General features: G+C 70.0%; 17 protein-coding genes. 10 read left to right on the plus strand and 7 right to left on the minus strand.

All coding sequences use genetic code 11. From position 1 onward, the window contains the following. The first annotated feature begins 80 nt into the window (after positions 1–80). The 5 genes from PHN62_RS03555 to gyrA all read left to right on the plus strand — a co-directional run bounded on the left by PHN62_RS03555 (position 81) and on the right by gyrA (position 8,283). Positions 81–1,793 (plus strand): mucoidy inhibitor MuiA family protein, encoded by a 1,713-nt coding sequence (locus tag PHN62_RS03555; protein WP_300146376.1) that lies wholly within the window; start codon positions 81–83, stop codon positions 1,791–1,793. Positions 1,794–1,973: 180 nt separating this feature from the next. Then, positions 1,974–3,029: a peptide chain release factor 1 gene (gene prfA / locus PHN62_RS03560; protein ID WP_300146379.1), complete on the plus strand. Its 1,056-nt coding sequence runs from the start codon at positions 1,974–1,976 to the stop codon at positions 3,027–3,029. Then, complete coding sequence (gene prmC, locus PHN62_RS03565) at positions 3,026–3,913, plus strand: peptide chain release factor N(5)-glutamine methyltransferase (protein WP_300146381.1); 888 nt, start codon at positions 3,026–3,028, stop codon at positions 3,911–3,913. The genes prfA and prmC overlap by 4 nt, the downstream gene beginning before the upstream one ends. Positions 3,914–4,128: 215 nt before the next feature. Further along, positions 4,129–5,295: a DUF4167 domain-containing protein gene (locus PHN62_RS03570; RefSeq protein ID WP_300146384.1), complete on the plus strand. Its 1,167-nt coding sequence runs from the start codon at positions 4,129–4,131 to the stop codon at positions 5,293–5,295. Positions 5,296–5,619: 324 nt separating this feature from the next. Continuing rightward, positions 5,620–8,283, plus strand: coding sequence for a DNA gyrase subunit A (gene gyrA, locus PHN62_RS03575; RefSeq protein ID WP_300146527.1), 2,664 nt, complete (start codon positions 5,620–5,622; stop codon positions 8,281–8,283). 163 nt (positions 8,284–8,446) lie between these two features. Here gyrA and PHN62_RS03580 read toward each other — a convergent pair whose 3' ends face one another. The 4 genes from PHN62_RS03580 to PHN62_RS03595 all read right to left on the minus strand — a co-directional run bounded on the left by PHN62_RS03580 (position 8,447) and on the right by PHN62_RS03595 (position 12,417). Continuing rightward, complete coding sequence (locus PHN62_RS03580; RefSeq protein WP_300146387.1) at positions 8,447–9,064, minus strand: hypothetical protein; 618 nt, start codon at positions 9,062–9,064, stop codon at positions 8,447–8,449. Between the two features lie 369 nt (positions 9,065–9,433). Beyond that, positions 9,434–10,228, minus strand: a complete 795-nt coding sequence (locus tag PHN62_RS03585) for an ABC transporter ATP-binding protein (RefSeq protein ID WP_300146390.1) — start codon at positions 10,226–10,228, stop codon at positions 9,434–9,436. Beyond that, a complete protein-coding gene (locus PHN62_RS03590; protein WP_300146392.1) occupies positions 10,225–11,151 on the minus strand; it encodes an ABC transporter permease in 927 nt (308 codons plus the stop codon). Before PHN62_RS03590 ends, PHN62_RS03585 begins: the two co-directional genes overlap by 4 nt. A 213-nt stretch (positions 11,152–11,364) precedes the next feature. Further along, positions 11,365–12,417, minus strand: a complete 1,053-nt coding sequence (locus PHN62_RS03595) for an ABC transporter substrate-binding protein (protein ID WP_300146395.1) — start codon at positions 12,415–12,417, stop codon at positions 11,365–11,367. 136 nt (positions 12,418–12,553) lie between these two features. Here PHN62_RS03595 and PHN62_RS03600 point away from each other — a divergent pair, with 136 nt between their 5' ends. The 4 genes from PHN62_RS03600 (at position 12,554) to PHN62_RS03615 (ending at position 16,789) form a co-directional block, all read left to right on the plus strand. Further along, on the plus strand, positions 12,554–14,269 hold the full coding sequence (locus tag PHN62_RS03600; protein WP_300146398.1) for a thiamine pyrophosphate-binding protein: 1,716 nt from the start codon (positions 12,554–12,556) through the stop codon (positions 14,267–14,269). A gap of 108 nt (positions 14,270–14,377) precedes the next feature. Beyond that, positions 14,378–15,541 (plus strand): cell division protein ZapE, encoded by a 1,164-nt coding sequence (gene zapE / locus PHN62_RS03605; protein WP_300146401.1) that lies wholly within the window; start codon positions 14,378–14,380, stop codon positions 15,539–15,541. Next, positions 15,538–16,077: a peroxiredoxin gene (locus PHN62_RS03610; protein ID WP_300146403.1), complete on the plus strand. Its 540-nt coding sequence runs from the start codon at positions 15,538–15,540 to the stop codon at positions 16,075–16,077. The genes zapE and PHN62_RS03610 overlap by 4 nt, the downstream gene beginning before the upstream one ends. Positions 16,078–16,267: 190 nt before the next feature. Continuing rightward, complete coding sequence (locus PHN62_RS03615) at positions 16,268–16,789, plus strand: polymer-forming cytoskeletal protein (protein ID WP_300146406.1); 522 nt, start codon at positions 16,268–16,270, stop codon at positions 16,787–16,789. Between the two features lie 136 nt (positions 16,790–16,925). Here PHN62_RS03615 and prfB read toward each other — a convergent pair whose 3' ends face one another. The 3 genes from prfB to PHN62_RS03630 form a co-directional block, all read right to left on the minus strand. Beyond that, a complete protein-coding gene (prfB, locus tag PHN62_RS03620; RefSeq protein ID WP_300146409.1) occupies positions 16,926–18,050 on the minus strand; it encodes a peptide chain release factor 2 in 1,125 nt (374 codons plus the stop codon). 108 nt (positions 18,051–18,158) lie between these two features. After that, positions 18,159–21,098, minus strand: coding sequence for a penicillin-binding protein 1A (locus PHN62_RS03625; RefSeq protein WP_300146411.1), 2,940 nt, complete (start codon positions 21,096–21,098; stop codon positions 18,159–18,161). Positions 21,099–21,229: 131 nt separating this feature from the next. Continuing rightward, the gene (locus PHN62_RS03630) at positions 21,230–23,074 is read right to left on the minus strand and encodes an N-acetylmuramoyl-L-alanine amidase (RefSeq protein ID WP_300146414.1); all 1,845 of its coding nucleotides are present in this window, start codon (positions 23,072–23,074) and stop codon (positions 21,230–21,232) included. 611 nt (positions 23,075–23,685) lie between these two features. Between PHN62_RS03630 and PHN62_RS03635 the strand changes: the two genes are divergently transcribed. Next, positions 23,686–26,952: an Rne/Rng family ribonuclease gene (locus tag PHN62_RS03635; protein ID WP_300146416.1), complete on the plus strand. Its 3,267-nt coding sequence runs from the start codon at positions 23,686–23,688 to the stop codon at positions 26,950–26,952.

The following is a 26,952-nucleotide window of genomic DNA, read 5'->3' on the forward strand; positions in this document are numbered from 1 at the left end:
ATGTTATAAACGGCGTATGAAGTCCGCAGCTCCGCCCCCTGACCGGGCGCGGAGCCGGCATGTGAGAAGGAGCCTTGTGAATGCGTCGTCATCTGAGTCTGCTCGGCAGCGCCGCGGCGCTTGCGCTTTGCGGAATGGGGAGCGCGGCCATGGCCGATGAATTCGAAGCCGAATCGAAGGTGGTCGCGGCCACGCTCTATCCGAGGGGCGCCCTGGTGGAGCGTCAGGCGGAGTTCACGCTGACCGCGGCGGGGCGCCATACGCTGATCGTGCCGGGGCTGCCGCAGAATTTCGACCGCGCCACCCTGCGCGTCGAGGGCGAGGGGGAGGCGGCCTTCAGCATCCTGGCCATCGACGAGCGCGCCGCCGACGTCGCGGCGCTTCAGGCCCGGATGGAGAGCGAGCGTCAGCGCATCTTCGACGCGATTCAGGGGCTTGAGGACCAGAAATCCTATGCGCGGAACGCCCTCGACGCCGCCGAGGCGCAAAAGCGCATGATCGAGGCCATGATCCAGAGCCAGACCGACGCCCGCAGCCGCGAAAAAGGCGCCGCCACGGTTCCGGTCGAGGATTGGGCGGAGTTCTGGCGCCTCACCGGCGAGGGGATCAAATCCGCGCAGGACTCGCGCGTGCAGACCGAAGTCGAGATCCGCAACATCGACCGCCGCATCGAGATGCTCCACGCCCAGCTCAACGAAACCTCCTCCGGCGCGTCGGACGCCTCGGTGCTGGCCGTGGACGTGACCGCCGAAGAGGCGGGCGAGATCACGCTCGTCCTGCGCTATCAGACCGAGGACGCGCTGTGGCGCCCCGTCTACGACGCGCGCCTGACCATGGGCGAGAAGCCGGCCGTCGAACTGACCCGCCGCGCCATGGTCCTCCAGACCACCGGCGAGCCCTGGGAGAAGGTGGCCCTGACCCTCTCCACCGCGCGGCCTTCGGGTCGCTCCGCCGCGCCGGAGCCCTATTCCTTCGAGGCCGGGCTCCAGCCTCCGCGTCCCTCGATCGGCATGGGCGGCGGCGGCATGGCGATGCGCAATGTGCAGATGGAGTCTATGGCGGCCTTTGCGCCTCCGCCCCCTCCGCCTCCGGCGCCCATCTCCATGGCGGATTCCGCCGATCTGCGTCAGCGCAAGGCGGCCGTGGTGGTCGGCGCGGCCAGCGAGATGATGGGCGAGACGGTGAGCTTCCGCATTCCCGATCCGGCGGATCTGGGCGGCGACGGCGCCTCCAAGCAGCTGCTGATCGGCTCTGAGGAGAGCCCCGCCGAAGTGGTCCTGCGGACTTCGCCGCGCCTCGACAAATCCGCCTATCTTCAGGCGAGCTTCGTCAACGGCTCGTCGGCGCCGATCCTTCCGGGCGAGGCGAGCCTCTATCGCGACGGCGTCTTCGTGGGCCGCTCGACGCTGGGCCGCACCGCTCCCGGCGACAAGGCCAGGGTCTCCTTCGGCCAGAGCGACGCCGTGCGGGTCGAGTTCCGCATCGTCGAGGTCAAGGCCGAGGAGGAGCGCATCTTCCGCGCCGAGAAGATCACCAGCCGCCGTTTCGAGCACAAGCTGGAGAATCTGACCGATCAGCCGCAGAAGGTCACGGTCATGGACGCGGCGCCCTTCACCGAGGACGCGCGGATCAAGATCAACCTCGTCTCGGATCCGGCCCCGACCGCCCGCGAGGTCGACGGACGGCGCGGCGTGGTCGCCTGGGAGATCGAGCTGAAGCCCCGCGAAACCCGTCTGCTGAAATTCGGCTACGACGTCTCCTTCCCCTCGACGGAGACCCTGCTCCTGCCGTGAAGAGCTCTGGGCGGCGCGCTGGCGGGCGCGCTGCTTCTGCTGGCGGCCGTCGCCCTCTGGGCGCGGCGGCTCTGAAGCGCGAGAAGACGGCTCCCTCTCCGGAGGGGGCCGCGAATCAGGCCCGGCGCGCAAGCGCGAATCGGACTTGACGCGCCTCCTCGGGCGCAGGCAGATGCGCCCATGATCGCAGACGACCTTCTCCGACGGCTCATCGAGCGTTTCGAATATCTCGAAGCGCGTCTGTCCGGCTCGCTCTCGCCCGAGGATTTCGCGGGCGTGATGAAGGATTACGCCGAAGCCCGGCCCGTCGCCGAGGCCGCCGGGCGCTTCCGCAGCCTGAATCGCGAGCTGGCCGAAGCCGAGGCCCTCGCGGCGGATCCCGAGATGCGCGCCCTCGCCGAAGAGGAGCGCCGCCGCATCCTCGAGGCCCTGCCCGAGGCCGAACGCGCGCTGAAGCTGGCCCTTCTGCCCAAAGACGTCGCGGACGAACGTTCCGCCATCCTGGAGATCCGCGCCGGAACCGGCGGCGAGGAGGCCGCGCTCTTCGGCCAGGACCTGGCGCGGATGTATCTGCGCTACGCGGCGCTGAGGGGCTGGAGCGTCGAGGCCATGGAGGAATCCGCCACGGATCTGGGCGGGCTCAAGGAAGGCGTCTGGCGGGTGAAGGGCGAGGGGGTCTTCGCGCGGCTGAAATACGAGTCGGGGACTCACCGCGTGCAGCGCGTGCCGAGCACCGAAGCGGGCGGGCGCATCCATACTTCGGCGGCCACCGTCGCCGTGCTGCCCGAGGCCGAAGAGGTGGACGTCGAGATCCGCGAAGAGGATCTGATCCTCGACACCATGCGGGCCTCCGGGGCGGGCGGCCAGCATGTGAACAAGACCGATTCCGCCGTGCGCCTGACCCACAAGCCGACGGGAATCGTGGTGGTCTCCTCGGAGAAGTCGCAGCATCAGAACCGCGCCCGCGCCATGGAGGTCCTGCGCGCCCGGCTCTTCGATCTCAAGCGCCGCGAAGCCGACGCCGCCCGCGCCGCCGAGCGCAAGGGCCAGGTCGGTTCGGGCGACCGCTCGGAGCGGATCCGGACCTATAATTTCCCTCAGGGCCGCGTGACGGACCACCGCATCGAACTGACGCTCTATCGCCTTCAGGAGGTGATCGACGGCGCGCTGGATCTGCTCATAGATCCCCTGACCTCCGCCGATCAGGCCGAGCGGCTCGCGGCTCTGGACGCATGACCCGGGCCGGAATGCTGCGCGCCGCTGCGGCGCGTCTGAAGGCGGCGGGAATCGAGGAGCCCATGCGCGAGGCCCGGATGCTCCTCGCCGAGGCGGGGGGCCTCGACCGCGCGACCCTGACGCTCCGGCTCGAAGAGCCGCCCGCGCCCGCCGAGGCCGCGCGCTTCGAGGTCTGGCTCTCGGCCCGCGAGGCGCGCAAACCCATGGCGCAGATCCTCGGGCGGCGCGAGTTCTACGGCCGCGTCTTCCGCGTCACGCCCGACACGCTGGACCCTCGCCCCGATTCCGAGGCCCTGATCGAGGCCGCCCTCGACGCCCTGCGCCGCCGGAGCCTGTCCTCTCCCCGGATTCTCGATCTCGGTCTGGGAACGGGCTGTCTCATCCTGACCCTGCTGGCCGAGCTGCCCGAGGCGCGGGGCCTCGGCGTCGAGGCTTCGCCCGCCGCTCTGGCGGTGGCGCGGAGCAACGCCGCGGCTCTGGGGCTGGAGGGGCGGGCGGATCTGCGCTCCGGCGACTGGCTGGCGGGGATCGAGGGGCCTTTCGATCTGGTGGTCTCCAATCCGCCTTACATCCGCGAGGAGGAGCGTCCCGATCTGGCGCCCGAGGTCGCCGATCACGAGCCCGCCCTCGCGCTCTTCGGCGGCGCGGATGGTCTGGAGGCCTACCGGCGGATTCTGGCGGATCTGGCGCAGATTCTGGCGCCGGGAGGCGTCGCGGCCTTCGAGCATGGCCACGAGCAGCGCGCGGCCCTGACCGCCCTCGCCGGAGCCCATGGCTTCGCCCTCGAGGAGGCCCGCGACGACGCCGCCGGACGTCCGCGCGTCCTGGTTTTCCGGCGCCGGGCGGAGGAATCGCCCGAAAGGACGGAAAAAGCGTCTTTTTGACCCATCTCCGGAGAGGAACGCTTGTCAGGGGCGCGGAAATCGCTATAGACTGCGCGTCAAGAGGAGCCGCCGGCGAGGGGCCTCCTTGCGACAAGCGGGTCGCGGACGTGACGCAAGAAGCGCACGTTCTTTTCCGCTTAACCGTATTTCGCCTAGAGTTTTGACGAGATCGGCGCCGCAAGCGCCCGATCGGTCGTCACGCAAGCGATGGTTTGATGAGACAATCCATAAAACCCCAGAATCTCCGCGGCCCCCGGGGCAAGATCGGCCGCAAACCCATGGGGCCTTCGCTCAATCGGGTTTACGAAAGCTCCGGGCCTGACGGCAAGGTGCGCGGCACCGCCCAGCAGATCATCGAGAAATACGAGTCCCTCGCGCGCGACGCCGCGACCTCGGGGGATCGGGTGGCCGCCGAGAACTACCATCAGCACGCCGAGCATTACGCCCGCATCCTCCTCGCCGCGACCGGCGCCTACGAGGATCAGCCCCGCCGCCCGCCGGAGTTCGGCGAAGCCGGCGAGGAGGCCGCCGAAGCCGAAGGCCTCGAGGAAGGCGCCTACGAGGACAGCGATCCCCGCGACTCCCGGCCCCCCCGCTTCGAGCCCCAGCAGCAGCAGGACCGCCCCCGCCAGCACAACGGCAATGGAAACGGAAACGGCGCCGGCTCCGGCGAGCCGCGCCGCTTCGAGAACAACCGCGGCCGCGACCGCAACAACGACCGTCGCTTCGACCGCGACCGGCCCCCGCGCGGCGAATACGGCCAGCGCGACCGCGGCGGCGACCGTCCGCAGAACGCCGACTTCGCGCCCCGCAACGGCGACCGCGACCGCAACGCGGAGCGCGACCGCGCCGGAGATCGCGGCGGCGACCGCAATTACGATCGTCCCGCCCAGAGCCGCGATCCGCGTCCGGGCTACGGCGAATCCTACGACGCCCCCGCCGAGCCCACCGGCTTCGGCCATCCGGAGGCGGCTCCGGCCTTTCTGAACGCGCCCGTCCCGCCCCCGCCGCCCCGCGTGGAGCGGCCTGCTCCGGCGCCCGAGACGCTCGCTCCGGCTCCGGCCCCCGCCGCCGGAGAGGCCTCCGCGCCCCGCGTCGAGACGCCCGCTCCGGCTCCGGCTCCGACGGTTCAGCCCGAATTCCGGGCCCCCGAGCCTCAGCAGGCCCCCGAATTCCGGGCTCCCGAGCCCCAGGCCTTCGAGCCCGCCCCGGCTCCGGCCGCCGAAGAGGCGCCCGCGCCCAGGCGCCGCGCGCGCATCGTGCGGGCCGAGCCGACGCCGGCTCCCGAAGGCGAGGCGCCCGCGCCCAAGCGTCGGGGACGTCCGCGCAAGGTCGATGTGGAGGCCGCCGCCGGGACACCCCCTCAGGGCGAGCCGGAATAGGTCTTCGCGGCCCCTCCGGCCGGATTGCGGAACAGGCGTCTCCTCCGTGAGGGAGGAGGCGCCTTTTTCATCTCCCGAGCCCCTTCCGGGGCGGAGAATCTCCGGTTTTTCATCCGGAAACGCCTGTTTTCCGCCTTTTCCGAGGGTGGTTCGCTTGCCCTTCCGACCGGGGAGGGATATAAGGGCGCAAGCGCCCTGAAAGCTTGGAATTTCAAGGGTTTTTTCCAGAATTTCTCCCCGGAGCCCCGCTTGACCGACCTCGTGGATCCGAACCTCCCGTCAGGCGCGCCCGGCGCCCCCCAGAACCCCGGCGAGACCCCCGTCGTGGCCATCGAAGACGAGATGCGCCGCAGCTATCTCGAATACGCCATGAGCGTGATCGTCAGCCGCGCCATCCCCGACGTGCGCGACGGGCTCAAGCCGGTTCACCGGCGCATCCTGCACAGCATGAACGAATCCGGCTTCGACCATTCGAAGCCCTACCGCAAGTCGGCCCGCGTGGTCGGCGACGTGATGGGCAAATACCACCCTCACGGCGACATGGCGATCTACGACGCCCTCGTGCGCATGGCTCAGGACTTCTCCATGAGCCTGCCGCTGCTCGACGGCCAGGGGAATTTCGGCTCGATGGACGGCGATCCCGCCGCCGCCCAGCGCTACACCGAAGTCCGCATGGCGCGCGTCGCAGAGGCGCTGCTCGCCGACATCGACAAGAACACCGTCGATTTCCAGCCCAATTACGACAATCAGGACCGCGAACCGAGCGTTCTCCCGGCGCGTTTCCCGAATCTGCTGGTCAACGGCGCCAACGGCATCGCGGTGGGCATGGCCACCAACATCCCGCCGCACAACCTCGGCGAGGTGATCGACGCCACGCTGCACCTCATCGGGAATCCCGAGGCCACGGTCGCCGACCTCATGGAGCGGATCCCCGCGCCGGATTTCCCCACCGGCGGCGTGATCCTCGGAAGGGCGGGCGCTCGGGCGGCCTATCATCGCGGACGCGGCTCGATCATCCTGCGGGCGAAGACCCGCTTCGAGGAGATCCGCAAGGACCGCATCGCCATCATCCTCGACGAAATCCCCTATCAGGTGAACAAGTCGACCCTCGTCGAGAAGATCGCCGACCTCGCCCGCGAGAAGAAGGTCGAGGGCGTCGCCTCGGTGCAGGACGAATCCGACCGGCGCGGCGTGCGGGTGGTGATCGAGCTCAAGCGCGACGCCACGCCGGAAATCACGCTGAACCAGCTCTTCAAGTTCACCGCCATGCAGACGAGCTTTCCGGCCAACATGCTGGCGCTCTCGGGCGGGCGGCCGGAGGTGCTGGATCTCAAGGGCTTCCTCGGGGCCTTCCTCGCCTTCCGCGAGGAGGCCGTCGCGCGGCGCACCGCCTTCGACCTCTCCAAAGCCCGCGAGCGGGCGCATCTGCTCTGCGGTCTGGCGGTGGCGGTGGAGAACGTCGACCGGGTGGTGGCGCTGATCCGCGCCGCGCCCGATCCGGCCGCCGCCCGCGAGGCGCTCATGGGCCGCGACTGGCCCGCGCAGGAGATCGCGGAATACATCCTGCTCGTGGACGACCCCTCGCACAAGATCAACGCCGACGGGACCTATCGCCTCTCCGAGATCCAGGCCCGCGCGATCCTCGACCTGCGCCTTCAGCGCCTGACGGCTCTGGGCCGCGAGGAGGTCGGAGCGGAGCTGAAGGAGCTGGCGGCGAAGATCGTCGACTGGCTCGACATCCTGCGCTCGCGTCCCCGGATTCTGGCGATCATCTCGGAAGAGCTTCAGACGGTGAGATCCGCCTTCGCGGGGCCGCGCCGCACCGAGATCCTCGAGGAATCCGAGGAGTTCGAAGACGAAGACCTCATCGCGCCCGAAGACATGGCGGTCACCATCACGGCTTCGGGCTATGTGAAGCGCACGCCGATCGAGGAGTTCCGCTCGCAGAAGCGCGGCGGCAAGGGCCTTGCGGGCATGAGCATGAAGGACGAGGACGCGGTTTCTCAGCTCTTCGTCGCGAACACCCATACGGCGGTGCTGTTCTTCTCGACGCTGGGCACGGCCTACAAGCTGAAGGTCTGGCGGCTGCCTCAGGGCGGACGCGCCACGCGCGGCAAGGCTTTCGTGAATCTTCTGCCTCTGGAGCAGGGCGAGACCATCGCCGCGGTCATGCCCATCGACGCCCCCGAAGAGGATTGGGACAAGCTGAACATCGTCTTCGCCACCTCGGACGGCGACGTGCGGCGCAATCAGCTGTCGGATTTCTCCAAGGTGATGTCCAACGGCAAGCGGGCGATGGTGCTGCCCGAGGGCGTGCGTCTGGTCGGGGCTTCGCTCTGCGACGAGAACGACAGCCTGCTGCTCAGCGCCGCCGGAGGCCGCGCCACGCGCTTCGCGGTGGAGGATCTGCGCGTCTTCCAGAGCCGCAGCTCGACGGGCGTGCGGGGCATCCGGCTTGTCGAGGGGGACGAAGTGGTCTCCATGACGGTGCTGCGCCATGTGGAGGCCTCCACCGCCGAGATCTCGGCTTATCTCAAGCGCAAGCGTCAGGAGAGCATGGCCGAAGAGGACGCCGTCGAGGCTCTGGAGGCCGAGGAGGAGAACGGCGCCGAAGAGGAGGCCGCGCTCTCCGACGAGCGTTACGCCGAGATGTCCGAAGCCGAGGAGACGGTCCTGACCGTCACCAGCGAGGGCTTCGGACGCCGGACTTCGGCCTATTATTATCCGATCAAGGGACGCGGGGCTCAGGGCGTGAAGGCTTTCTCCTTCACGGGCCGACGCGGCGGTCAGCAGGTGGTGGCGACTCTGCGCGTGGAGGCGGGCGATCAGCTGATGCTCGCCACCGACGGCGGACAGGCCATCCGCTCCTTCGCGGATCAGATCTCGGTGCAGTCGCGCAGCGGCTCGGGGGTGACGCTCTTCCGCGTCGGCGAGGGCGAGCGCGTGGTTTCGGTGGCGCGTCTCGCCGCCGAAGAAGAGGAAGGCTGAGGCCGGGGAAGGACGGCGCGGCGGGCCCGAGCCTCCCGCCGTCCTTCATCCGGCGTGTCGGCGCGGCGATCCCGGACGGTCGTTTCGTCCGCCTCCGGGCGGAGAGGCGCGTCGGAGAACTCCGGCGGGCCTGGGATCAGAAGAGGCGGAAAAGCCGCTCCGCCTATTTCTTCCACCTGTCGATGACCCCGGATCCCCAGGACTTGACGCCTTCGACCTTCTCTCTGGCTTCGGGCAGGATCTGGTCCTTCGTGTAGTCATAGGCGGATCCGGCGGCATCTCTGGCGGCGGGGACGATCCTGTCCTTTGCATATTCATATGAAGTCCCGATCGCCGAGGATGCGGCGGGGACGATCTTGTCCCTTGTATAGACGTATGAAGTTCCGATCGCCGCAGATGCGGCGGGGACCACGGTGTATCTCGTGAAGTCGACCGCATCCAGGACCGCCGGATAGGCATGGTCGACCGCCACATATCTGACGGCGGCGGCGGCTCCCGTCACGTCGCCCCAGAATTCCCTGGCCATGACCATCACGACATGGCCGACGGTCTCCACCTTGGACAGGCCCAGATCATGGGCTTCCTTGACGGACAGAACGATCAGCGTTCCGTTGTCGATGATCCGGTACCAGGCCGCGCCGTTCTTGATGACGTAAATGGCGACCGTCTTGTATTCGACGTTGCTTGCGGGGTCTTTCGCATGCGCGGGACCCACATGCGCAATATTCGAGATCAGCAGGGCGGCGAACAGAGCGATGAAGCCGGTGAGTGTCTTTTTCATTCGGGCGCTCCGGAATTTCATGGAATCAATCTGGACATGAAAAACATAGGGCGCCCCATCAATGCCCTCAATGGTGGAGTTTCATTTTGTAAAAAATCATTCACGATATTGTCGTCATCGAATTCTCCATATCGAATGGAGATTCCGGATTTTATCGAGCTCAGGGTTGCGGTCGGAGCCGCGCGCGGGATCAGGGCGAGCCTGCGCCTTCCTCGTCGAGGAGACGGCGCTTTCCTTGTCCCGTCCCAGAAGGGCGGAGGCCGCCGGAACGGGCCGTTCCGGGCGGGAGAAGGGGGAGAGGGCGGCGGAGTCCGCTTCCCGAGGCTCAGGCCTCCGGTTCGCCGGAAAGACGCCTGATCCGCCGGGCTCTTACGACAGGAGCAGCTTGTCGTCGCGGATCTCTTCGCCGCGGACTTTGGAGAACATCTCCAGCAGATCGCCGATGGTCATGCTCTGGCGCTCCGGATCGGCGACGTCCAGCGCGATCCGGCCCTGATGCAGCATGATCGTCCGCGAGCCATGCGCGAGGGCGTCGGCCATGGAATGCGTCACCATCAGCGTGGTCAGGCCGTATTGCGCCACCACGTCGCGGGTCAGCTCCAGCACGAATTTCGCCATCCGCGGGTCCAGAGCCGCCGTATGCTCGTCGAGCAGCAGGATCCGGCTCGGCGCGAGGGTCGCCATCACGAGGCTCACCGCCTGACGCTGACCCCCCGACAACAGTCCGATCCGGTCGCCGAGTCGGTTCTCCAGCCCCAGACCCAGAGGCTTCAGCCGCTCGCGGAAGAGCGCCCGGCGCTCCTCGCGCACGGCCTTGCCGAAGCCGCGCCGCCCGCCGCGCTTGAGCGCCAGCGCCATGTTCTCCTCGATGCTCAGCGTGGCGCAGGTGCCCGCGAGCGGATCCTGAAACACCCGCGCCGCCAGCTTCGCCCGTTTGTGCACCGGCTGGAAGGTCACCTCCTGATCCTCGATCCGGATGCGGCCCTGCGTGGGGGCCGCCTCGCCCGAGAGCGCCCCGAGCAGCGTCGATTTCCCCGCGCCGTTCGAGCCGATCACCGTGACGAAGGCGCCCGTCGGAATGGTCAGCGAGACGCCCCGCAGCGCATGGTTCTCGATGGCCGTGCCCGGATTGAACACCACATGCAGATTCTCGACGCTGATCATGAGGCGGCTCCCTTGCGGGCGGCGCGCTGACGCATCTCGGCGCGGATCTTCGGGGCGATCAGCGCCGCCGCCACGATCAGCGCCGTGATCAGGTTGAGATCCGAGGCCTGAAGCCCCACCGAGCCCAGATTCTGCATCGCCACCGCCAGAGCCAGCCGATAGATGATCGAGCCCAGCACGCAGGCCGTCAGCACCACCCAGATGCGTCCGCTGCGGAAGAAGGTCTCGCCGAGCACCACCGCCGCCAGGCCGAAGACGATGGTGCCCGCCCCCGAAGTCACGTCGGCGAAGCCGCTGGTCTGCGCGAAGAGCGCCCCCGCCAGAGCCACGAGGCCGTTCGACAAGGCGAGTCCGAAATAGGTGTAGGCGCGGGAATCGGCGCCCTGGGCGCGCAGCATCCGGGCGTTGACGCCCGTCGCCCGCAGCGCGAGTCCGAAATCGCTGACGAACAGCAGCGTCAGCAGCCCCGTCACGAGCAGAACCACCAGCCCCACCGCCAGAGGCCGCGCGTAAAGCCCCGAAAGCCCCATCTGCGCGAAGGGGGTGACGATGGTCTCCTGACCCAGCAGCGAGAGGTTCGGCGCGCCCATCACCCGGATGTTGATCGAGAACAGCGCGATCATCGTCAGGATCGAGGCGAGGATGTGCAGCACCCCGAAGCGGATCGCCAGAACGCCCGTCGCCAGACCCGCCAGAGCTCCCGCCCCCAGAGCCGCCAGACAGGCCAGCCAGGGATTCCATCCCCCGAGGATCAGCACCGCCGCCACGCCCGCCCCGAGCGGAAAGCCGCCGTCCACGGTCAGGTCGGGGAAGTCGAGCGCCCGGAAGGTGAGGAAGACGCCAAGGCCCACAAGGCCGAAGATCAGACCCAGCTCGATGGCGCCCCAGAAGGCGTAGGCGTTGATGAGGTTGAAGAAAGTCATGGGATCTTTCGCACGTCGTCGGTTGCGCGTGAAGACGCCGCGCCGGAAGGGCGGGCGCGGCGGGGAAGGGGGCGACCGGCGCGCGCGCAGCCCTCGGCCGAGGGCTCCCGATCCCCGTCCGGAACCTCCGCTCCGCAGGGCGGATCATGCGGGAGGCCCCGGCTCGCCGTCCTGACGCCCGGGAGCCGGAAGCCGGCTCCCGGATCGCCGGGATCACTCGGCGGGGACGGCCTCGGCGGGCGCCTCTTCGGCGGCCTCCTCCGCAGCGGGCTCTTCGGCGGCGGCTTCCTCGGCGGCGGGAGTGACGCGGGCGAGCAGCGCCTCCGGCAGCGTGATCCCGAGCGCTTCGGCGGCTTCGAGGTTCACCTTCAGATCCGTGCCGACCGCCACGCGGGCGGGCAGATCGGCGGGCTTCTTGCCCTTCAGGATCTGCACGACGTAATCGGCGGTCTGCACGCCGACCTGATAATAATCGAAGCCGAGCGCCGCCACGGCGCCGCTGGCGACGAAGCTGGTCTCGCCGCCGATCACCGGAGTCTTCGAGGCCCCGGCGCCGTTGACCAGCGCGTCGATGGCCGAAGCCACGGTGTTGTCGGTAGGGGCGTAGATGACGTCCACGCGCGGGCCGAGGCCCTGGGCGGCGCTCTGGACCTCGGAGGTGCGCGAGGCGGTGGCCTCGACCACCGTGAAGCCCTGGCCCGGCGCGGCGGCCTTCAGCGCCGCGACCAGAACCACGGCGTTGGCCTCGCCGGGATTGTAGACGACGCCGATGGTCTTGGCCTGGGGCAGGATCTCGCGGATGAGCTTCACGTGATCGGCCACCGGCGACAGGTCGGAGAGGCCCGTGACGTTGCCGCCGGGCTTCGCGAGGCTCGCCACCAGCTTGGCGGCCACCGGATCGGTGACGGCGGTGAAGACGATGGGGATGTCCTGGGTGGCGGCGGCCAGAGCCTGAGCCGTCGGGGTGGCGATGCCGACCAGAACCGCCGGATTCTCGCCGACGAACTGGCGCGCGATCTGCGCGGCCACCGCCGGATTGCCCTGGGCGGTCTGATAGGAGAAGCGGATGGTGTCGCCGGCGCGGTATCCGGCGGCGTCCAGCCCGTCGATGAGGCCCCGTCGGGCGGCGTCCAGCGCGGGATGCTCGACGATCTGCGAGACGGCGATCAGGGGTCGCTCCTGAGCCATGGCGCCGCCGAAGGGAAGCGAGACGAGGCTTGAAGCCGCCAGCAGAACTGAGCCAATAAGGAAAGGACGACGGATCATGCGAGACCTCCCGAAGCGCGTCAGAGCGCGCGGACCTGTGCGGCCCGCAGGCCGGTTTCACAAAATGTAACGGAAACCTCCGAAGGCGCGCAAGCCTCGCGCCATTCCGGAGAGGACCGGCGAAAGGGAGAGGAACATGGCGCGCAGCGGCGGAAGGCTTCTGGTCGAGGCCCTGGAGGAGCAGGGGACGGAGCGCGTCTTCTGCGTGCCCGGCGAAAGCTATCTGGAGGCTCTGGACGCGCTGAGGGATTCGAAGATCCGCCTGATCGTCGCCCGCCAGGAGGGCGGCGCCGCCCTGATGGCCGAAGCCGAGGGCAAGATGAGCGGACGCCCCGGCATCTGCTTCGTGACGCGCGGCCCCGGCGCGACCAACGCTTCGGCGGGGGTGCATGTGGCGCGTCAGGACTCCACGCCGATGATCCTCTTCGTGGGCCAGGTGGAGCGGGCGCATCTCGGCCGCGAGGCCTTTCAGGAGGTGGACATGGCCGCCTTCTTCGGGCCTCTGGCGAAATGGGCCGCGACCATCCCCGACGCCGACCGCATTCCGGAATACGTCTCGCGGGCCTTCCATGTGGCGATGAGCGGGCGTCCGGGTCCGGTGGTCCTCGCCCTGCCCGAGGACATGCTCGTCGACCGGACGGAGGCCGCCGTCCCGCGCCGCGTCGAGGCCGCGGAGCAGACTCCGAGCGCCGCGCAGATCGAATGGGTGCGGCGGTTGCTCTCGATCTCGCGCCGCCCGACGCTGATCGCCGGGGGCTCGCGCTGGACGCCCGAGGCCGTGCGGGCGCTGCGGGCGGTCGCCGAGCGCTGGATGCTGCCCGTGGCCTGCTCCTTCCGTCGCCAGAGCCTCTTCGACAACGAGCATCCGCTCTATGCGGGGCATCTGGGGCTCGGGCTGGACGGCGCCTTGCGCAAGCGCGTCGAGGCTTCGGATCTGGTGATCCTGCTCGGCGGGCGCTTCAGCGAGATCCCGAGCCAGGGCTACGAGCTGCTGAAGGTTCCGAGCCCCGATCAGCGGCTGATCCACATCCATCCCGATCCCGACGAACTGGGCCGGGTCTATGCGCCGAATCTCTCCGTCTGCGCGACGCCGGGGGGCTTCCTCGGGGCGCTGCACGAGGCCGAGGGCCCGCCCTCGACGCCGCTCTGGGCGCCCGAGGCCGCCCGGCCTCACGCCGCCTTCGAGATCTGGAGCGCCCTCCCCGAGACGACGCCGGGGCCTCTGGCCATGGAGGCGGTCATGGCCCATCTGCGCGAGACGACTCCCAATGACGCGATCACCACCAACGGCGCCGGGAATTACGCCGCCTGGCTGCATCGCCACTGGCGCTGGCGGCGCTACGGAACCCAGCTCGCCCCGACTTCGGGCAGCATGGGCTACGGCCTGCCCGCCGCCGTCGCGGCGAAGCTGCGCCATCCGAAGCGGGAGGTCCTCTGCTTCGCCGGAGACGGCTGCTGGCAGATGACCATGCAGGAGCTGGGGACGGCCGCTCAGGAGGGGGCGGCGCTTCTGGCCCTGATCTGCGACAACGGCCAGTACGGCACGATCCGCATGCATCAGGAGCGCGCCCATCCGGGCCGCCAGAGCGGCACCGCCCTGAAGAACCCCGATTTCGCCGCCGTCGCCCAGGCCTATGGCGTCTTCGGCCAGAGGGTCGAGCGCAACGAGGACCTCCCCGAGGCCCTCGCCGCCGCCCGCGCCGCGACCGCCGCGGGGCGGCCCGCCGTGCTGCATCTGATCCTCGATCCGGAGGCCATATCGCCGGGCCGCAGACTGGAGCGCGTCGCGGAGGCGGGCGCCGGATTCCGCGCCGACTCCGCCCTTCCCGACGCCGAGCCGGAGCCGCTCTGACGCCGCAGGCCGCCTCTTCGCGCCCCCCAAGCTCTTGACCCTCAAGGGGCGGCGCGATACCTCCGGCTGGTCAGGCTTTCCTGAAGCCTCTTCCGAGGAGACCGACTCATGACCTCCGGCCCCTTCGCGCGTTACGAGGCGCTCCGCGCCGAGGGCCTGCTGGCCGAAGACGCGCCTCAGCGCGCGGTCGCGCAGAAGATTCAGGATCTCCACGAGCGGCTCGAGGCATGGACTCCGCCGCCTCTGCCCGGCGAGGGCGGCGGCGGCAAGCCCTGGCGCTTCGCCTTCCTGAAGAAGCCCGCCTCCTCGCCGCAGACTCCGCGCGGACTTTACATCTGGGGCGGGGTGGGGCGGGGCAAGACCATGCTCATGGACCTCTTCTTCGAGGAGGCCCCCGTCGAGCCCCGGCGCCGGGTGCATTTCCACGCCTTCATGCGCGAGATCCACCAGCGCCTCGCCGAGGCGCGTCAGAGCGGCGTGGCCGATCCGGTGCCTCCGGTGGCGCGGGGCGTGGCCGAGAGCGCGCGGCTGCTCTGCTTCGACGAGATGGAGGTCTCGGACATCGCCGACGCCATGATTCTCGGGCGGCTCTTCGAGGCCTTGTTCGCTCTGGGCGTGGTGGTGGTGACCACCTCCAACCGCCATCCGGCGGATCTCTACAAGGACGGGCTCAACCGCGACAGCTTCAAGCCCTTCATCGCCCTGATCCAGGAGCGCATGGAGGTGGTGGAGCTGGTCGGGGCGCGGGATCACCGCATGGCGGGCCTGGCCTCCAACGAGGCCTGGTTCGGCGGCCCCGTCGCCGAGGCCACGATCCACGTGGATGAGATCTGGCGCCGCCTGACCGACGGGGCCACGGGCGCCTCCGAGGCGCTGCGGGTGCAGGGGCGCGACGTGGTGATCCCCCGCGCCTGGGACGGCGTGGCGCGGGCGACCTTCGGCGATCTCTGCGCGCGGCCTCTGGGGCCTGCGGATTACCTCGCCATCGCCGACCGCTACCACACCCTGATTCTGGAGCGCGTGCCGCTGCTCGGCCCGGCCCGCCGCAACGAGGCCCGGCGCTTCATCACCCTGGTCGACGTGCTCTATGATTCCGGACGTCGCCTGATCATCTCCGCGACGGGCGAGCCCGAAGACCTCTACGTCTCGGGAGACGGCGCCTTCGAGTTCGGGCGCACCGTCAGCCGCCTGAACGAAATGCGCTCCGCCGAATGGCTGGAGACCTTCGCCGACGCCCGCGCCCAGGCCGCCGAAGAGGAGACCCACGCATGACCGATGGAAAGACTCCGGGAAAAACTCCGGCGAAGGCCGCCGCGCCTTCCGAGGGCCCCCGGGCGGGCGAAACCGCGCCGCCCTTCGTCGCGCCCGCTCTGGGCGAAGCCGCCGAGGAGGGGGTCTTCGATCTCTCGAAGACGCGGGGACGCTGGGTCGCGCTCTATTTCTACCCGAAGGACGACACCTCCGGCTGCACCCTGGAGGCCCAGGAGTTCACCGCCCTCAAGGCCGAGTTCGCGGCTCTGGGGGCTCTGGTGGTCGGGGTCTCGCGCGATCCGCTGAAGGCCCACGAGAAATTCCGCCTGAAGCATGGTCTGGAGCTCGACGCCCTCGTCTCCGATCCCGAAGGCGAGGTCTGCCAGGCCTATGGCGTCTGGGTCGAGAAGAGCATGTACGGCAAGAAGTACATGGGGATCGAGCGGGCCACCTGGCTGATCGATCCTCAGGGCGTGGCGCGGCGGGTCTGGCGCAAGGTCAGGCCCGAGGGCCACGCCGCCGAGACTCTGGCGGTCCTGCGCGCGCAGATCCTCTGAAAGAGCCCGTCGCCGGAGGGGGAAGCCGGTTGACGGAAATCCGGGGATCTCGCCTGAAAGTCGATCTCCTGTCCGTCGAGGGCGGGCTGTTTACTTGATTTTACCGGATGGATCGGAAAATCTCGGGGCGATCCGTCATGTTCAGGACTCTCCTTCGGGTCCCCGTCCCCACCAGTTCGAGGCCGTCCAGATGTTCTCCAAATCCAAGCTCAACGCGCCCATCGACACGCAGGAGCCGGAGACGCAGCGTCCGGTCTCTCCCGGCTCCGTCTTCGGAACCTCCAGCCCTGTGAGTCCGCCCATGAACGCCTCCGCTCCCGCTCCCGCCAGCTCCGCCGTGGCGCGGCGGTCGGTGACCTCGCTGATTTCGGCGGATCTGACCATCCGGGGCGATCTCGTCGCCGAGGGAGACGTCCAGATCGAGGGCGTCATCGAGGGCGACATCCGTTCGGGCATGGTGACCGTCGGCGAGACCGCCGTGATCCGCGGCGAGATCGTCGCCGACGACGTGGTGGTCAACGGACGCGTGATCGGCCGCATCCGGGGCAACAAGGTGCGGCTCTCCAATTCGGCCCATGTTCAGGGCGACATCCTGCACAAGAGCATCGCCATCGAGGCGGGCGCCCATTTCGAGGGCTCGGTGCAGCGCGCCGAAAATCCTCTGGGCGATCAGGAGGTGCGTCAGATTCCCGGGCCCCATCACCAGGGCTGAACCGGGACTCGCGGAGAAGATCCGGGCGTCGCGGAGCTGCGCGGCGCCCTGCGTCCGGAGGAGGGGGAGGGCGGACGGGCCCCCCCGCCCCGAGATCTCCCGCCCGAGGGTCCCGCCTGAGGGATCCTGAAGGCCCTTACGCGCCCTGGGCGTCGGCGCGGCTCTTGCCGGCGGCGTCGGCGGCCAGCGAGGCGCCCATGAAGTCGTCGAGATCGCCGTCGAGCACGCCCTGCGAATCCGAGGTCTCATGCCCGGTGCGCAGGTCCTTCACCATCTGGTAGGGCTGGAGGACGTAGCTGCGGATCTGGTGTCCCCAGCCGTTTTCGCCCTGGGAGTCGCGCATGGCGGCGTCGGCGTCGGCGCGCTTCTGGAGCTCCATCTCGTAGAGCCGCGACTTCAGCGCCTTCATGGCGATGTCGCGGTTCTGATGCTGCGACTTCTCCGAGCTGGTGACGACGATTCCGGTCGGCAGATGGGTGATGCGCACCGCCGAATCGGTCTTGTTGACGTGCTGGCCGCCCGCGCCCGAGGCGCGCATGGTGTCGATGCGGATGTCCTTGTCCTGGACCTCGATCACGATGGTGTCGTCGACCACCGGATAGCACAGCACCGAGGAGAAGGAGGTGTGCCGCCGCGCCTGGCTGTCGAAGGGCGAGATGCGCACCAGACGATGCACCCCCGTCTCGTTCTTGAGCCAGCCATAGGCGTTTTCGCCCTTGATCTGATAGGTGGCCGACTTGAGCCCGGCCTCTTCGCCGAGGGTCTCCTCCATCAGCTCGACCTTGTAGCCGCGCTTTTCGGCCCAGCGCAGATACATGCGCGAGAGCATCAGCGCCCAGTCGCAGGATTCGGTTCCGCCCGCTCCGGCGTGGACTTCGAGGAAGGCGTCGTTGCCGTCGGCCTCTCCGGAGAGCAGGGCCTCCATTTCGGCGCGATGGGCCTTTTCGCGCAATTCGCCGAGGGCGGCCTCGGCTTCGGAGACGATTTCGGAATCGCCCTCGGCCTCGCCGAGCTCGATGAAGCCGAGATTGTCCTCCAGCCCGCCTTCGAGCGCCCGGTAGCCGTCGATGGATTCCTCCAGGATCCGCCGGTCGCGCATGACCTGCTGCGCCTTCGCCGGATCGTTCCAGAGATCCGGAGCCTCCGCGCGGGCGTTGAGCTCCTCCAGACGCAGGGGCGCGGTCTCCCAGTCCAGCCGGCGACGCAGCAGGGCCAGGGACTGGCGAATCTCTTCGACGACGCTTTGCGTTTCGGCGCGCATGGGCGGGGACTTTCAAATTCGGATCTTGGCGATGTCGGAGGTTATATAGCCGCGCCGGGAGATGGGGTAAAGACCGCCTCCCCCGACGCGATCCGCAAGGCCCGGGAGTCAGTAGACTCCGTCGAGCCGGAAGCCTTCGCCCGCCTGAGCCGCCGCGCCGGGCGCGGGCGCCTGGCCGGGAGCGGGCGGCGGCGCGCCGTAGAACAGCGGCGCGTTCGGCTGGGCCTGAGGCGCCTGCTGCGGCTGGGCCGGAAACTGCGGCTGGGGCTGCGGGAAGCCTCCGCGCGGCGCCACGGGGATCAGCCGACCGGTCAGGGGGTCCATGTGGTATTCCGAGACGCCCGGAAGAGGCTGCTGCGGGGCGGCGGTCTGCACGGGGCGTCCGTATTGATCGACGTAGAAGGGCGCGGCCTGGGGCTGCTGCGCCTGGGGCCAGGAGGGCGCGGGAGGCGCAGGCGGCTGATAGCCGACCGGATTGCCGTAGACGTCGAGCAGCGGGCCGGAAGGCTGGGCCGCCGCCGGGACGCCGCTCCGCCAGGGGTCGTAGCCGCCCGGCGCAGGCGCCGCCGGAGCGCCGAAGACGCCCGCGCCCCATCCGCCGCCGTCGTCATGTCCGTAGCCGTAGCCCATCTCGCCCACCGGCGGCGCGAAGATGTCGGCGCTCGGGGCGTAGCTGTCGTCGTCTTCGGGCTCGGTTCCGGCGCGGAAGGCCTCCATGATCATGTCGTCGCTGGCGACGCCCTCGGGCATGCGCTGGCCGGTGCGCCGGTCGATCCGCACGAAGGAGACTCCTTCCGGAACCGCGAAGGCCTTGGGCGGCTGGTCCTTGAGCGCATCGCCCATGAAGATCTCGAAGACCGGGCCGCAGAGTCCGCCGCCCGAGGCCTCGCGGCCGAGCTCCTGGGGGGTGTCGAATCCCATGAAGCAGCCGAGCAGCAGGTCGGGCGTATAGCCGATGAACCAGGCGTCCTTGGCGTCGTTGGTGGTGCCGGTCTTGCCCGCGATGGGGCGTCCGAGGCGCTTGAGGCGGGTGGCGGTGCCGCGCTGGATCACGCCTTCCATCATGGAGGTGGTCTGATAGGCGGTCACCGGGTCGAGCACGCGCTCGCGGGCCTGGGGGATCGGCGGAGAGACGCCCGGCTCGGCGGTCGCGCAGCCCTCGCAGAGCCGCGAATCGGCCCGCAGGATGGTGACGCCGTTGCGGTCCTGCACGCGGTCGATGAGGCTCGGCGCGACGCGCTCGCCGCCGTTGGCGATCATGGCGTAGGAGGTCGAGAGCCGCTGGAGCGTGGTCTCGCCCGAGCCCAGCGCATAGGCCAGAAGATTGGGCATGCCGTCGTAGACGCCCAGACGGACGGCGTAGTCGCCGATCACGTCCATCCCGACGTCCTGCGCCATGCGCACGGTGATGGCGTTGTAGCTGCGCTCCAGACCCACGCGCACGGGGGTGGGGCCGTTGAAGCGGCGGCTGAAGTTCTCGGGGCGCCAGACGCCCTGTCCGGCGCCCTGGTCCACGCTGACCGGAGCGTCCAGCACCACGGTGGCGGGGGTGTAGCCATGGTCCAGAGCGGCCGCGTAGAGGATCGGCTTGAAGGCCGAGCCCGGCTGACGCTTCGCCTGGGTGGCGCGGTTGAACACGCTGGCCTGGGCGCTGAAGCCGCCCTGCATCGCGAGGATGCGCCCCGTATGGGGATCCATCGCCATGAGCGCGCCGTTGACGTTCGGCGCCTGACGCAGCTGCCAGGAGGCGCCGCCGTTGGCCTTGGGATCCACGGGCGCGACATAGACCACGTCGCCGACCTTCAGCGCCTCGCCCACGGCCTTGGGCGTGGCCCCGAGCCCGCCGCCCTCGCGGCGCGGACGCGCCCAGCGCACGGATTCGAGCGTCAGCTCCAGCGGCGCGGAATCGAGCCCCTCGCGGGGTTCGGGGGCGAAGGCGGCGGTCTTGGCGTCGACCGCCGTGATCACGCCGAGCCGCCAGTCTCCGAGGTCGCGGGGGGCGCGGATCTCGCCGAGGGCCTTGCGGCGGGCCTCCTCGTCCATGGCCGCGACGCCCTCGATGCGGCCCACGGGGCCGCGCCAGCCGTCGCGCCGGTCGTATTCGCTGAGCCCCTCGCGCAGGGCCCGTCCCGCCAGAGCCTGCAGGGCGGGGTCGATGCTGGAGCGCACCACGAGTCCGCCGCCATAGGCGGCCTCCTCGCCGAAGCGCGCGATCAGCTCGCTGCGGATCTCCTCGATGGGATAGGCCATGGCCCAGTCGTAGGCCTCCGGCGCGCGGCGGGCGGTGGGATCGTCGAGCCGGGTCTCGAGCGGCCTGGCCATGGCGGCCTCGGCCTCTTCGGGCGTGAGGTAGCCGTTGTTGCGCATCTCGCGCAGCACGTAGTTGCGGCGGCTCGTGGCGATCTCCTTGTTGCGCACCGGATGCAGCTGCGAGGGGCGCTGGGGCAGGGCGGCCAGATAGGCGGCCTCCTCGGGCTCCAGCTCGGCGAGGCTCTTGCCGAAATAGGTCTGGGCGGCGGTGGCCACGCCGCTGGCGCCCGCGCCGAGGTAGATCTGGTTCAGATAGATCTCGAGGATCTGGTCCTTGCTCAGGGCCCGCTCCAGGCGGAAGGCGAGGATGGCCTCCTTGATCTTGCGTTCGATCTCGCGCTCGTCGCCGACGAGCATGACCTTGACCACCTGCTGCGTGATCGTCGAGGCGCCGCGCATGCGTCCGCCCTGGAGCACGCCCCGCACCGCGTTGCCCAGCGCCAGGGGATCGACGCCCGGATGGCTGAGGAAGCGCTTGTCCTCGGCGCTGATGAAGGATTGGCGCACCAGAGGCGGAATCTCGGCGATGGGCGCGAAGATCCTGCGTTCGCGGGCGAATTCGGCGATGGGCGCGCCGTCGGCGGCGTAGACCTTGGAGAGTTCGGGCGGCTTGTAGTCGGCGAGCTGATGATGGTCGGGCAGATCGCGGCCGTACCACCAGAAGACTCCGGCGGCCGCCGCCACCCCGAGCACGCTCAGGATCGCGATGAGGCTGAAGAGATGACCGAAAAACCGCATGATTCCGCCTTCAGGCGCGGCGCGCCGGGGGAGGACGCCGCCAGCTTCCGTTATGCGCGCAGGGCGCCGGATTTGTCCAGCGCCCCTCCCCGGCGCGGAAAGTCGCGCCCGGGCTCATCCGCATATGGGCTTCAGTGCAGGCGACGCCAGGAATCCAGCGCCTTCAGCACGGCGTCGGCGGCCTTGACGCGCCATTCCTCCGACTGGAGGCGCTTCAGATCCGCGTCGTTGGACATGAATCCGAGCTCCACCAGCACGGCGGGGGTGTCGGGGGCGCGCAGCACGACGTAGTTCGCCGGACGCACCGCGCGGGTCACCACCGGAGCGATCACGGCGAACTCCTTCATGATCTCGTCGGCGAACTCCTTGGAGAGGTTCCGCGTGGTGCGCCGGGCGAGGTCGATCAGGGTGCGGGCGATGTCGATGTCCTCGCGGGCGAGGATCACGCCGCCGACCTGGCCCACCGAATCCTTGTTCTGGATGATCTGCTCGAGCCGCTCGTTGGAGCCCTGTTCGGAGATCAGATAGGCCGTGGCGCCCGAGACTCCCGCGTCGTCCAGCGAATCGGCGTGGATGGAGATCAGGATGTCGGCGTTGACCACGCGGGCGGCCTCCACGCGGTCCTCGAGCTCGACGAAGCGGTCGCTGTTGCGGGTCATGTGGACCTCGAAGCGTCCGCTCGCGACGAGCTTGTCGCGCAGCAGCTTGGCGAAGTCGAGCACCACGTCCTTTTCGCGCACGCCGCTGCGCACCGCGCCCGGATCCTTGCCGCCATGGCCCGGATCGAGCATCACGAGCATCTTCTTGACCGCAGGCGCGGGCGGCGGAGGCGGAGCGGGACGGGGCGTCGGGGCCGCCATGGCGACCTGCTGGCCCTCGGGGCGCGAGAAGAGCGTGTTCAGCGCCGAGACGTCGCCCACCGAAGGCGCGTAGGGCGTTCCGGCGAGGCCCGTCCGCGACTTGCCGCGCGGCGAGGGCGCTTCGGCGTTGGCCTTGCGCACGGCGCTTTCGGCGCGGCGCTCGGTCTTGAGCGGCCCGGCCGGAGGCGCGGGACGGGCCGGCGCCGCCACGACCGGAGCGGGCGCGGGAACGGGGGCGGACTGGGCCGGAGGAGTCGGCGCGGCGACCACCGGCGCGATGGTCGGGCGGAGCAGATTGGGCCCTGCGGCCTCGCGCAGCCGGGCGAGGCGCGCCTCCTCGGCGGCCTGGAGGGCGGCCATGCGGACGCGCTCCTCGATCAGGCGGCGCTGGGTGTCTTCGGCCAGACGGCGGCCTTCCTCGGCGAGGCGGCGGTTCTCCTCGGTGAGGCGGCGCATCTCCTCCTCGACCAGCCGCTGGGCGGCCAGAGCCGATTCGGCCGCCGCGGCGGCCGCGGCCGCAGCCGAGGCGGCGGCCTCCGTCTCCTCGGGCTTGCGGGCTTCGGGCTCCTCGGCGGGCGGGCGCTGCGTCCCGACGCGGGCGGGCGGCGCGGAGGGCGGCCCTGCGGTCAGGGGCTGTCCGTTGCGGGTGGCCAGCGCGATGTCGAGATAATGGGCCCTGCCGTCGGGCGCGGGGCGCAGATCATAGCCCAGAAGCTGGGCGGGCTCGGCGAGATCCAGCACCAGGCGCGAGACGCCCGGCACATGGGGGGCGTAGCCGAAGTTGCGGATCACGGGGCTGTCCACCGGCCCGGAGGTCTGGGGCAGGCCCCAGATCACTTCGGGCATGTCGATGATCAGCCGGTCCGGATTGGCCGTGGTGAAGACGCGCGGCGTCAGGGGCTGGTCGAGCTCCATGACGACGTGCGCTCCGGCGGCGAAGCTGTCGATGCGCACGGCCTTGACCGAAGGCGCGGCCCAGACGGGCGTCGCCAACAGGAGGGCGAGGACGCAGAGGGCGCGACGAAGAACCGGCAGAGCCTGCGCCGCGCCGGAGCCGACGCGGGGAAAGGCCCTGATGATCCGGCTCCGCCAGGAAGGGGGGCGGGTTCTCGACATTCTGCTCGATCCTGAACTTCAGCCTGCTCGCCGCAAAGGTCTTCGTCTGGGCGGAAAGGCTTTTTTCGGTCCTTGTATCATATCTCCGCGCCAACCTAAAAAACATTTGGCGCGAGGGGCGGGGCGCGTCTAGTATGACGGTGCGCGGCTCCGGAGCGGGATCCGGCGGAGGGACTCCGCCTTCGAATGCTTCAGCGCCGAGGCTTCCCCCCAAGAGAATCCATCTCCGGCGGGATCCGTATGATTTTTGCGCCGTTACGATTAAGCCCGAGTTTATCGTAAAGGCGCGCGCGCTCAAAAAGGTCCGTCGGGATGATTTGGGCGCTCTCCCCATACGGCCGTCCCTTGCGGCGGCCGCTCCGCGCGACCTGACGCCGAGAGGCGGAAGATTCAACCATACCAAGCCCTACGAGTCAGGTTTTGCTTCATGTTCTTCAGGCGGGGCGCTCAAGGCGGAGGAACGGCGGGCCCAAAGGCCGCCTCCGAGCCTGCGGCCCCCGACCGCATCAACAGATCAGAAAGGCGGCGGCGCGCGCAGGCGGCGCCTGCGGACCCGGCGGCGTGATCCGACCGGGCCGTCAGCCCTTGCGCGCGCTCCGATCGACGCATCCATGCCCAGAAAAATGCTCATCGACGCGAGCCACCCGGAGGAGACCCGGGTCGTCGTCGTGGACGGCCAGCGGGTCGACCAGTTCGACTTCGAGACCATCACCAAGAAACAGATCGCCGGAAACGTCTATCTCGCGCGCGTGACGCGCGTCGAGCCGTCGCTCCAGGCGGCCTTCGTGGAGTATGGCGGGAACCGGCACGGCTTCCTGCCCTTCAGCGAGATCCATCCGGACTACTACCAGATCCCCCACGCCGACCGCGCCGCCCTGCTGGCCGACGCCGCCCGCGCCTATCAGGAAGAGGCCGAGGAGCGCCCCGCCCGCGAAAGCCGCAACGGCGGCCGCGGACGCGACGACCGCAACGGCGGCCGCGGACGCAACGGCGGACGCGAGGTCGAGCGCGCCGGAAGCCGCGACGGGTCGTCGCGGCGCGAGGCCGAGGCCTTCGACTCCGGGGCGGAGGACGCCGTCTCCGGAGACGCCGATTCGGGCGCCCAGGGCGGACGCGAGGAATCGCGGAACGACGGCGGACGTCGCGGAAGGGGTCGGGGCCGGGGGCGCGACCGTCGCCGCAACGATTCCCGGGGCGGCTGGGTCGAGGTCCTGGAGCGCGAGGTGACGCTCGAGGACGGCGGTTCGGCGCGTCTGCTCCGTCTGGAGCGCCGCGCCGCCGAGGCGCAGGAGTCCGAAGCCCGGGAGCCCGCAGAGGCGCCCGCCGCGCAGGTCCTTCAGGAGACCGGACCCGGGGAGGCCCCCCTCCAGGAGGAGGGCGCCGTCCGGGAGGTGACCCTCGAAGACGGGACCGTCGCCCGCCTGAGCGAGCCGGACGAGCGCAAGGGACCGGCCCAGGCCATGGCCGCCTCGCCGGACGATTCGACCAGCGGCGAGGGAACGGGCGGACGTCGGGCGCGCTATCTGCGCCGCCGCCGTCCGGGCGGAGGCAAGGGCCGGGGCAAGCCGCGCGACGAGAACGGCGCCGAGCCCCGCCAGGCCGCGGAGGAGGCGCCGGAGGTCGAGGAGATCGAGTTCGTCGGCCTCGACTCCGCGCGCGAGGACCAGGGCGAGGCCGAGAACGCCGAGGCCTTCGAGGTCGAGAGCGTCGGCGAGGAGGATTCCCGCGAGGAGGCCGAAGCCTCTTCGCCGCGCCGTTTCCCGCGCGGCCGCTACAAGATTCAGGAAGTCATCAAGAAGCGCCAGATCCTGCTGGTGCAGGTGGTGAAGGAGGAGCGCGGCACCAAGGGCGCGGCGCTCACGACCTATGTTTCGCTGGCGGGGCGCTATTGCGTGCTCATGCCCAACACGGCGCGCGGCGGCGGCATCAGCCGCAAGATCACCGAGGCCGCCGACCGCAAGCGCCTCAAGGAGGCCGCCGACGAGCTCGACGTGCCCAAGGGCATGGGTCTGATCGTGCGCACCGCCGGCGCCGACCGCACCAAGGCCGAGATCAAGCGCGACTATGATTACCTGATCCGCCAGTGGACCGCCGTGCGGGATCTGACGCTCGCCTCCATGGCGCCCAAGCTGGTCTACGAGGAAGGCGACCTCATCAAGCGCAGCCTGCGCGACCTCTATTCCCGCGACATCGAGGAGATCGTCGTCGAGGGCGACGACGGCTATCGCGAGGCCAAGGACTTCATGAAGATGCTCACGCCTTCGCATGCGAAGAACGTGAAGCCCTATCGCGACGACGTGCCGCTGTTCATCCGCCATCAGGTCGAGAGCCAGCTGACGGCCATGTTCAACCCCATCGTGCAATTGCGCTCGGGGGGCTACATCGTCATCAACATCACCGAGGCGCTGGTCGCCGTGGACGTGAACTCGGGCCGCTCGACGCGCGAGTACTCCATCGAGGACACCGCGCTCAAGACGAACCTCGAAGCCGCCGAGGAGCTGGCGCGCCAGATGCGCCTGCGCGACCTCGCGGGGCTGATCGTCATCGACTTCATCGACATGGACGATCCGCGCAACGACCGCGCCGTGGAGCGCAAGCTCAAGGACTGCCTCAAGAACGACCGCGCGCGGATGCAGATCGGGCGCATCTCGAACTTCGGCCTGCTGGAGATGTCGCGTCAGCGGCTGCGCCCCGGCATGCTGGAGGCCTCGACCAAGCCCTGTCCGCATTGTCAGGGCGTGGGGCATGTGCGCTCGGACGAATCCCTGGCGCTCTCCATCCTGCGCGAGGCCGAAGAGGCGGGCGTGCGCGAGCCGGGCGTCGGCATGAAGATCGTCGCGCCGGTCTCCATCGCGAACTACCTGATCAACCACAAGCGCGAGCGCCTGCTCAGCCTGGAGAAGCGCTACGCCCTGGCCGCCCATGTCGAGGGCGACCCGAGCCTGCCGCCCGCCGAGCATCGGCTCGAGCGCTTCCTCCTGACCGCCGCGATCCGCACGGAAGCCGGTCCGGTCGGGATCGACTCCAGCTTCGCCGACGCCGAAGAGGAGGAGATCGAAGCCCGCGCCGAGCCCCGCCGCATCGAGATCGAGACGCCGCGCAAGCCCGTCCCGACCGAGGAGCCCCGCTCCGACGAGGAGCTCGGCGAGGCGCCCGCCCCGGAGGCCGAAGCCCGCTTCGAGCCGCGCGAGGAGCGCGGCGGCCGTCGGGGCCGCAACGAGCGCAGGCCGCGCGGCGACCGCGCCCCCGAGGCGCGCCAGGCGGATCCTCTGCCGGTGATCGACCTGGGCGGCGGCGAGGAGTCCGGTTCGATCCTCGCGCCGGAGTTCCCGGCGCCTTCCGCGCCCGAATCCGGCGAAGGCCGGGGACGTCGCGCGCGCGGCAAGGGCGGACGTCGGGGCGAAGAGCGCAGGCCGCAGGCCGAGGAGGCTGCTCCGGGCGAGGCGGAGGCCGTCGCGCCCGAAGCCGCGCCCGAGCCCGGGCCCTCGGAGGACTTCAGCCGCGACGCCGCCACGGCCCTGCTGAGCCGTCCCGACGCGCTGGACCTGGCCGCCGGGAAGCTCTTCGCCGAGGCCGCCGCCGAGGCTGAAGCTCCCCGCATCGAGGCGCCCGCCGAAGCGGCCGCGCCCGTGGAGGCGGCCGAAGCCCCCAAGCCGGCCAGGCCCAGGCGCGCGCCGCGCGCCGCGAAGGCCCCCAAGGCCGCCGCGCCCGCCCCTGCGCCTCTCGCGGAGGCCGTGCCGGAGCCCGCTCCTGCGCCCGAGCCCGCCGCCAAGCCCGCTTCTGTCGCGGAGTCCGCCCCTGCGGCGGAGTCCGAGCCTGCGCCCGAGCCCGACGGACCCGCCCGGCCCAAGCGCAGCGGCTGGTGGTCGCGCGGCTGA

It is taken from the genome of Neomegalonema sp. (assembly GCF_028688855.1).
Lineage (GTDB): Bacteria > Pseudomonadota > Alphaproteobacteria > Rhodobacterales > Rhodobacteraceae > Neomegalonema.